Origin of the sequence: Vibrio sp. 10N.222.46.A1, assembly GCF_041473595.1 — a bacterium.
Lineage (GTDB): Bacteria > Pseudomonadota > Gammaproteobacteria > Enterobacterales > Vibrionaceae > Vibrio > Vibrio tasmaniensis_A.
On sequence record NZ_JBFRSN010000449.1, the window covers coordinates 1 to 8,567 of the forward strand.

Annotated in this window: 6 protein-coding genes and 1 pseudogene; 2 read left to right on the plus strand and 5 right to left on the minus strand. The window is 43.9% G+C overall.

What is annotated here, in order from left to right; translation table 11 throughout:
• From AB4496_RS13725 to AB4496_RS13745, 5 genes and pseudogenes are all read right to left on the minus strand, one after another.
• A pseudogene (locus tag AB4496_RS13725) lies at positions 1-946 on the minus strand (hypothetical protein); the annotation flags it as partial.
• 270 nt (positions 947-1,216) lie between these two features.
• Positions 1,217-2,824: a BCCT family transporter gene (locus AB4496_RS13730; RefSeq protein WP_017098973.1), complete on the minus strand. Its 1,608-nt coding sequence runs from the start codon at positions 2,822-2,824 to the stop codon at positions 1,217-1,219.
• A gap of 231 nt (positions 2,825-3,055) precedes the next feature.
• Positions 3,056-4,051: a membrane dipeptidase gene (locus AB4496_RS13735; RefSeq protein ID WP_102257618.1), complete on the minus strand. Its 996-nt coding sequence runs from the start codon at positions 4,049-4,051 to the stop codon at positions 3,056-3,058.
• Positions 4,052-4,261: 210 nt separating this feature from the next.
• Positions 4,262-5,722 carry an aldehyde dehydrogenase family protein gene (locus AB4496_RS13740; RefSeq protein WP_004730413.1) on the minus strand — a complete coding sequence of 487 codons (1,461 nt, stop codon included), beginning with the start codon at positions 5,720-5,722 and terminating at the stop codon, positions 4,262-4,264.
• Positions 5,723-5,911: 189 nt separating this feature from the next.
• Positions 5,912-6,310, minus strand: a complete 399-nt coding sequence (locus tag AB4496_RS13745) for a RidA family protein (protein WP_004730412.1) — start codon at positions 6,308-6,310, stop codon at positions 5,912-5,914.
• Between the two features lie 157 nt (positions 6,311-6,467).
• Here AB4496_RS13745 and AB4496_RS13750 point away from each other — a divergent pair, with 157 nt between their 5' ends.
• Both AB4496_RS13750 and AB4496_RS13755 read left to right on the plus strand, forming a co-directional pair.
• Positions 6,468-7,349 carry a LysR family transcriptional regulator gene (locus tag AB4496_RS13750; protein ID WP_102257617.1) on the plus strand — a complete coding sequence of 294 codons (882 nt, stop codon included), beginning with the start codon at positions 6,468-6,470 and terminating at the stop codon, positions 7,347-7,349.
• 896 nt (positions 7,350-8,245) lie between these two features.
• Positions 8,246-8,567 (plus strand): ATP synthase subunit I (locus AB4496_RS13755; protein WP_372131155.1); only part of this gene is annotated, 322 nt, incomplete at its 3' end.

An 8,567-nucleotide genomic window follows, 5' to 3' on the forward strand; every position in this document is an offset into this window, starting at 1 on the left:
TAACTAAGGTACGTAGTGGCTCGATCAACGCCGTATTAGTCTCACTGGACAACACGTCCGCCAATGCATGTTCACGGGTCGTCATCCACTGATCGACAATACTAGGGTGGTTAATAAGGTATGGCGCCATGCCTAAACCAGTTGCATTACCAACACCAAGGTAACGTTGTAATCCTCGATGCAAGGTAATCGCTTGTTCACCGCCCTGTTGTTCGGCTAGGTAATGAACCCAGTCTAAGCTGAACTCACGCAGCATATACACCGCACACATTTGCGCGCTAAACGACTGATTAAAATCTTCATTTTTCTCTAAGATTTTAAAATCAGCGATGCCAAATTTGCCATTACCATAAACGGCAGTGGTTCGCAGGATGTAGCCTACTTCAGCCAGTTCTTTGGGCGTTGGTTGAACACCTTTAGCCAGGTGACTAACGATATGTTCAAACACACGTACACTTTTGTTTGCACGCGCTAAAACAAGCACATTGTTAGGATTACGGCCGGCTTCTTGAAGTGGTACATTCGCACGAAGTCTTTCAAGTAGGGTGACATCAACATCACCAAGAACAAGCGCAAACGTTACGTCCCACTTTTCAGCAATTACACGGTCATTTCGTTCGTCATCTGCAATTTCATCGCAGAAAACAACCAAATGATAAACATGGTTTGGCGTCGTAAGCTTATAGATAACATGACCAAAACCCTGAGCGTCTAATTGCCACTCATGTTTCGTCACTTTCCATTCTTGCTGCGCCATTTTACGAATCAGAGTTCTAACGAAGCTGATACGTGTTTGGTGCATTGCACCTAGCCTTTCCGGTGCCATGACGACAGTCGCGTCACGTAGTGCTGATTCAGTGTAGGTAGAACGATGTGCATCCATTTTGCTCACCACCTTATAGTTATAGGATTTTGCTAGCCATTCAGAACCGATCGTTGCCATCATTTGAAGCATTCGTTTTTACAGTGTGTTGGTTAGCTTTCACGTTATTTGGGGTAAGTGAACTCACCCCTTATTATTTGTCCTGACTAGATCGATTGACCTAAATACGTGCCGCCCGGTGTATCTTCACCAGTACGGGTTTCCTCTTCCTTTCGGAACCTTGTATCAGCCTTCTTTCAAAGGCTGACACCTTGTTTCTCTTTCATTTTTAGAGAGCGTTTATCTACAGGCTCATTTCTTTACAGACCCTGCTCTTTTATAAACTCGGCTCTTCTACAAACCCTGTTCTTTTGCCATCTTGATTGCGATTTGAGGCGCATTCCAGAGCGATGGCAGTAAGATTATGGACACTGGTACCGCTGTGATTACGATGAACGATTGCAGCGCTGAAATGCCGCCAGAACCTAGGGAAATCAGAATCAATGCCGTTACCCCCATCATCACACCCCAGAAAGTACGAATAATTGCGTTAGGCTCAGTCTCACCACTGACTACCACACTGATGGTGTAAGTCATCGAATCACCGGTCGTTACGATGAAGATCGTGGTTAAGATCAAGAACAGAATAGAGATAAGCATTGGCATAGGTAGCTGCTGAGTTACCGCCAGTAGCGCGCCTGGTAAGTTGAAGCCTTCGAACGCTTTACTTACGCTGCCTGGATCTGCAATTTCGAACGCAAGACCAGAGCCACCAACAATCGTGAACCAGAAGCAAGTTACAAACGGTGCGATAAGGCTAATGGTTGATACCAATTGGCGAATACTACGACCGCGTGAAATACGAGCGATGAAGATTGCCATCATTGGGCCGTAACCTAAGAACCAACCCCAGAAAAACACTGTCCACCAGCTTAACCAACCTTCATCACCACGGTATGTTGCCATTGGGATGAAGTTATCTATCATGCTGCCTACACCTTGAATGTAGCCATTGAAGATGAAGTTCGTTGGACCGAAGATAAGGATGTAAATCATCAATGCCATTGCCAAAATTACGTTGTAACGACTTAGCATTTGCATTCCGCGGTTGAGACCACTTAATGCCGACAATGTGTAAAGCACGATAGCGAACAAGATAATGATTAGCTGAGTTGTGAAGCCATCTGGAATACCAAACAGTTCATTCAGAGCGTAGCTGACTTGCAAACCCAAGAAGCCAATCGGACCGATAGTACCCGCCGCTACAGCGACAATACAACATGCATCAATCAATGCGCCGGTATGGCCTTTCAGTGCTCTTTCGCCCAAAACTGGGTAAAGCAAAATACGAGGTTTAAGAGGCAAGCCTTTGTCGTAGTGAAGGTGCATAACCACGATAGACGTTAAGCTGCCCACAATAGCCCATGCTAGGAAACCCCAGTGCATGAATGATTGTGATAAAGCATTCACTGCGCCTTGCTGTGCGTTTTCTTGTGCACCATACAACGGTGGTGGGTTAACGTAGTGTGCGATAGGCTCTGCTGCCGCCCAAAATACACCACCGCCCGCAAGTAGCGTACAGAAGATGATTGCCATCCAACGGAAGCCATCCATTTCAGGTTTCGCGATGCCGCCTAGGATAACCTTGCCTGTTCGCCCTGCCGCCAGGCCAAGACCAATAAGAAAAGTCAGAAGAAGAAGCATTTGCCAATAAGGACCGAACACTTTTACCGACCAAGCAAAGCCTGTATTTACTAAGCTTGATAGCAGCTCGCCATCAAATAAAGCAAGCGCCACGAACAGAGCGATAAAACCGCCGCTGTACCATAATGCTGGGTTGGTAAGTCCTAATTTGTCTGAAGTCGATTCAGACTGGTTTGTGTTACTCGTTTTGTTGCTTGCTGTGTGTGCTTGACCCGCATTTACGTTTGAAGATTTCACGCTATTGGTTAAATCAGACATACTCTGACTCCAGAGGTTTCTTTGCAGCTGTCATTTTAATGATGACTACAAGAGGTGTATTTAACACCTGCCCTATTGTTTTTTGTGTTGGGCAGGCTAATCCATGTTTGGGTTACCGCGTTGCGAAATAGACCGTTGTTCCTTTTGAATAGTTAAATTGGTAACAACAGCACTTCTAAATGAAGGTTAATTAGAAGGCTGCTAATTCGATGATTACTAGTGAGAAAGCACTTAACCCTTACTTTGAGGCTCTAGGCCATCTTTCAAGAAGTTAAACCAGTTTTCTCCCAAGACTTGCCCAGCTTCAGACTCGCTGAAACCATGACGCATCAATCCGTTATAAATATTTTCCATACCCGCACTACCACAGAACCAAGGCAACGCATCTGGCCAACCTGAGTTGTTCGCAGAGCCTTCACCGTAGTCCATTGCTTTAGACCAACGACCATTTCTCATCCATTCAAGAACGGCTTGAGGTTGGTTTAAGCATAGGTCACTACCAATACCTAGGTGTTCTACGCCAACCATGTCAGCGGTCGTCGCAACCATTTGGCAGAAATCTTCCAACGTACATTGGCTGCCATTTGGTAGGTGGAATGGGTACAAGCTGAATCCAATTAAGCCACCGCGTTCGGTTAGGGCTTTAATCACATCGTTTGATTTGTTTCGTAGTGCATCATGAGCAAACGTTGGGTTCGCGTGGCTGATACAAATAGGACGAGAAGACAGGTCAATCGCTTCAAGCGTTGAACGCTCCGCACTGTGAGACATATCGATGATCATGCCCACTCGGTTCATCTCTTCGATAGCCTGTTTACCAAAGCGCGTGATGCCTGTGTCGTTCTGCTCATAACAACCTGTCGCCAGTAAGCTTTGGTTGTTGTAAGTAAGCTGCATGATCAAAAGACCCTGCTGACGCATCACTTCGATAAGACCAATCTCATCATCGATTGGCGAACAGTTTTGAGCACCAAGGAAAATGCCGACTTTGCCGGTCGCTTTTGCAGTTTCAACATCAGCCATTGAATGAATCGGCATGATAATGTCTGCATTCTGCTCGAATCTTAAGTTCCATTCTGCAAAGCGAGATAAGGTTTCACGAGCTGTCTCGTGGTAAACCGCGGTAGCGTGAACTGCTGTAATGCCGCTCGCCTTTAGTGTTTGGAAATATTCTCTGTTCCAATTGCAGTATTGCAATCCATCTATAACAATCCGTTGCTGGTACATAACCACTCCTATTGAAAGCTCAGTGTTCTAGCTCGGTTTTGAAAACACGCTCAAATAACATGTTTTCAAAAATGGGTTAAATCACTTGTCTAATTTCGTTTGCGGCTTTGGTTGGGATGTTGGCCTGACTCTGTGAATCAGGCCAATTCGATAGCTGGATAGCTAGGGACTTAATATCCTCAGCTATCCAATTCTTATATAGAAAGTGGATTAGTAAGGACGCTGGTAAGCTGTCTTCACGACTGTGTAGAACTCTTTCGCGTACTGACCTTGCTCACGAGGACCGAAGCTAGACTCTTTACGACCACCAAACGGTACGTGGTAATCCGTGCCTGCTGTTGGTAGGTTCACCATCACACAACCTGTTTGCGCTTGTTGCTTGAACATTGCGCTAGTACGTAGGCTTTGAGTAATGATGCCGCCCGTTAGACCAAAGCGAGTATCGTTTGTTGTCGCGATAGCTTCTTCTAGGTCAGCTACACGAATCACGCTTGCCATTGGTGCAAACACTTCTTCTTGGTTCACTTCCCAATCGTTCTTAGTATTCAAGAACAGCGTTGGAGACATGTAGAAACCTTCGTGTTTCATGCTTAGGCGTTCGCCACCAAATGCTAGCTCACCGCCGCTTTGACGTGCTTTCTCAACCCAACCTAGGTTTGCTTCAAGTTGGTTACCATCGACAACAGGGCCCATGAATACGCCGTCTTCTAGTGCGTGACCCACTTTAAGCTCGCTCATACGCTTGATTAGTGCTTCAACGTATTGGTCGTGAATGCCATCCATAACCACGAGACGAGAAGATGCTGTACATTTTTGACCTGCGCCAGAGAACGAACCTGCAATAGTTGCATCAACAGCTGTTTGAATATCAGCATCATCAGCAACCACAAGTGCGTTCTTACTGCCCATTTCTAGTTGGCAACGAACGAAGTTTGGCGCTGTAGCAGCTGCAACCTTACGACCTGTATCAACAGAACCAGTAAAGCTCACACCGTTCACTTCTTTAGAGTTGATCAGTGCATCACCTACTTTCGAACCGCTGCCTAGAACAAGGTTGAACGTGCCTGCTGGCATGCCTTGACGGTGGATAATTTCAGTTAACGCAACCGCACTTGCTGGTGTTAGGTTTGCTGGTTTCCAGATAACGCTGTTACCGAAAGCAAGCGCTGGAGCGATTTTCCAAGCAGCAGTCGCTGTCGGGAAGTTCCAAGGAGAGATGATGCCGATAACACCCACCGCTTCACGAGTCACTTCAACAGAAACGCCAGGGCGTACTGATTCTGCGTTGTCGCCAATTTGACGAAGTACTTCAGCTGCAAAGTACTGGAAGAACTGGCCTGCACGGTAAATTTCGCCACGACCTTCAGCAAAAGGCTTACCTTCTTCACGAGAAAGCAACGTACCTAGCTCATCACAACGTGCAATCAGCTCATCACCGATTGCTTGAAGTACTGCTTGCTTACGTTCAATCGGCGTTTTTTCCCACTCTGGTTGAGCGTGCTTTGCCGCTGAAATCGCCTGTTGAACTTGGTCAGCACTTGCTTGTGCGAAGTTACCGATGTTTTCAGAAATATCTGATGGGTTAATGTTCGCAACGGTGCTTACACCCGCTTGCCATTCGCCGCCAATGTAAAGTGCGTTTTCTGCTTGAACATTCTGTAATTGAGTCATCATTCTGTCCTTGTAACGGTTAGGTTGCGTTTGAGCCTGGCAACCATCTGATTAATGAATAAAACGTTAATTTATATAAGAAATAACGTTTAAATCTTGTATCTAAAACTGAACCAAGACGCTTGTATCAATAAAGATCTTTACAGACAAATAGCTTTAATCCGCAAATTGCCTCAGTTCACAGTATCTTTATTCAGGTTGAGAGGCTGATGCGTAAACCACGAACTCAACCAACATTTCTTCTCTTGCTAACCCTGCAACGACGACCGCAGCACGGTTTGGATAAGGTGCATTGAAGTATTCTCCGTATACGCTGTTAACCGTTTTTAGATATTCACGGTCTGTCACGTAAATCAGAACTTGCAGCACTGAATCCATAGATTCGCCTGCACACTCCAACGTATGAACAAGGTTGTTAAAAGTCTGACGCGTTTGCGCTTCGATACCGCCTTCTACTACTGCGCCAGTTTCATCAATTGGAATCTGCGCTGTGTATAGAGTGCCGTTATTAACGATTGCCCACTCTAGTGGTGCTTTTGAAGCGAAAAGCTCGGTTTTTACTGGGTGTTTTTTAGTTTGTGCGTTCACGATTCCATCCAACTTTGTAACAACTATGTTTCAAGATGGTTAAATACTGCACCTTGACGATTGATAAATCTAACGGTAAATTTTGTGCATTTGATAAATAAAATCTATCACCTTTAAAAAAGTAAGGTATAGCAAGGCCTAGAGAAGGATTCCTGTCATGAGTATTAAGCTACAACAGTTAAAACATTTTGTTTTAGTGGTCGAAGAAGGCGGATTTAGAGCGGCATCTCACCGAGCAAATCGCTCGCAAGCGGCACTTTCAACATCGATAAAAGAGCTAGAAAAAATTCTCGGCCAACCACTGTTTGAAACGGGCAACAAATCGACGCTGACACCTTTTGGCGAAATATGTTTACCGAAAATCATTCAATTCTTAAATGTTTACAAGGCATTAGATAACGACCTCCGTGCTGCAGCAGCTGGCCAGCAAGGGCGAGTTCGAATAGCGAGTGTCCCTTCAGTGGCCGCAAAACTAATCCCTAGTGTTTTAGGGGCTTTTTGCGAAAAGTACCCCAATGTTGAGGTCAGCTTAATTGATGATAATGCGGCAGGTGTGGAAGCGAGATTACTCTCTGGAGAGGTGGATGTAGCCCTCGGAAATAGCTCCCATTTAGAAGAAAAGAGCATCGATTTCACGCCTTTACTCTCTGACCCTATTGGTGTGGTCTGCCTCAAAGACAACCCTATCGCCTCTCAACGAGAGGGAATAGAATGGCAAACTTTGTTAAAACAACCCTTCATTCGCAACGGTACTTGTACCCTACTTGACCCAACTCCCGCACGAATGCTCAGCGAACAGGCTCTGTATTCAGTAGAGAACATCACTTCGTTGTTTTCAGTGTTAGAGCTCGGGATAGGCGTGACCACACTACCTAAGCTGGCTTTCCCAACCAATGAAACCCGTTTGGTTTGGATTCCATTGATTGACCCGCCCTTACAGCGTCAGATCGGTATTTTCAGATTGGCTGACCGTACGATCTCGCCACAAGCACAAGCCTTTCATGACTTGTGTATTCAATACCTAAGCTATGAAGAGTAATAGAGAAACATGAATGAATGCGCTTCCTATAGGCCTATTGATACGACAAACATCTTTAGATTCCAACTATTTCTGTATTGAAACTGTGATTTCTGGGTCGATGCTCTGCGAATTCGTCTGATAATAATTCGACCCAACCTCAGCGATACCTCTATTTTTGAGTCAATTAACCCGTACTTTCCATCTGTATGTATGTTTCCTCGCTCTCATCATCGACCCTAGATTTTGTTGCATCAGCGGTTGGACGCTGAATTTTTCATCAAATTTTCATCTTGAACCCGGTGCTGGGCGTGTTGATTCGCGTTCCAATACATCAATAATGAAAATATGATAACGATATTAAAAAATATTAGCTTAATGATAAGGAGCACCATACTGCTATTTCACTACACAAACGAAACCTTCCAATATCAACAAAATCTTGGTTATACCCCGCTTCGAATACCAACCCGTCATCACATTTAGGAAAGACTCTAAGTCATTGAATATGCTTAATTGATAACGTCATATCTTAATATTCTTTATCTCTAATTTTCTGGGTAAAACCTCCCTTTTCTCGCTATAAACAAAGCATTTTAAATATTCATGGGTTTAATAATAGAACTATTACTTTCATAAATGAAAAACACTCATTTCAAAAATGGAATTATTGATGCCGATATTTGTCGTTTTGATCACATAATTTTAGGCGTAGTTTATATTTTGTCGAAACGATAGCGAGTTAGTTTTTAACGTTTAATTTCGTCAGGAGATATAAAGCCAGAAAGATTATTTCTTTGTTAACAAGTAAAGGTTTATTAACAAGTCAAATTGCTATTAACAAGTAAGTGCTAGTAACAAAACATATTCAAACTGTGTTTTATATTGACTTACACTGTTAAATATAAGGTTTTATTATGAGGCTTAATGGGATAAGTAGCGACATCCTTGTTGCTGCTAAAAGAGTTGTTCTCTGCCAAATAGTATTAGCCGTCGGTGTAGTTTTATATGAAGTGTTTTTTGGTAATAAAGTAGATATGGAGTCTTCAGCTTTGGGTGTCGTAATCGCGATGTTACCACCGCTGTTTGGTTTTATATATGCAAGCCTTAAGGTGCACAAGAATCCTAATTATAGTTTACGTGACTTAATGCAAATGAGTCGTGTCGTGAAAATAACCTATACGTTCTTAATGTTTATCTTGGCATTCCAGTTTTTTAAATTGGATAACCCAGTAATAT

Coding starts and splice junctions, on each gene's coding strand:
- AB4496_RS13740 (WP_004730413.1), bottom strand. CDS start 5,722: ATGACTCAATTACAGAATGTTCAAGCAGAAAACGCACTTTACATTGGC.
- AB4496_RS13750 (WP_102257617.1), top strand. CDS start 6,468: ATGAGTATTAAGCTACAACAGTTAAAACATTTTGTTTTAGTGGTCGAA.
- AB4496_RS13730 (WP_017098973.1), bottom strand. CDS start 2,824: ATGTCTGATTTAACCAATAGCGTGAAATCTTCAAACGTAAATGCGGGT.
- AB4496_RS13735 (WP_102257618.1), bottom strand. CDS start 4,051: ATGTACCAGCAACGGATTGTTATAGATGGATTGCAATACTGCAATTGG.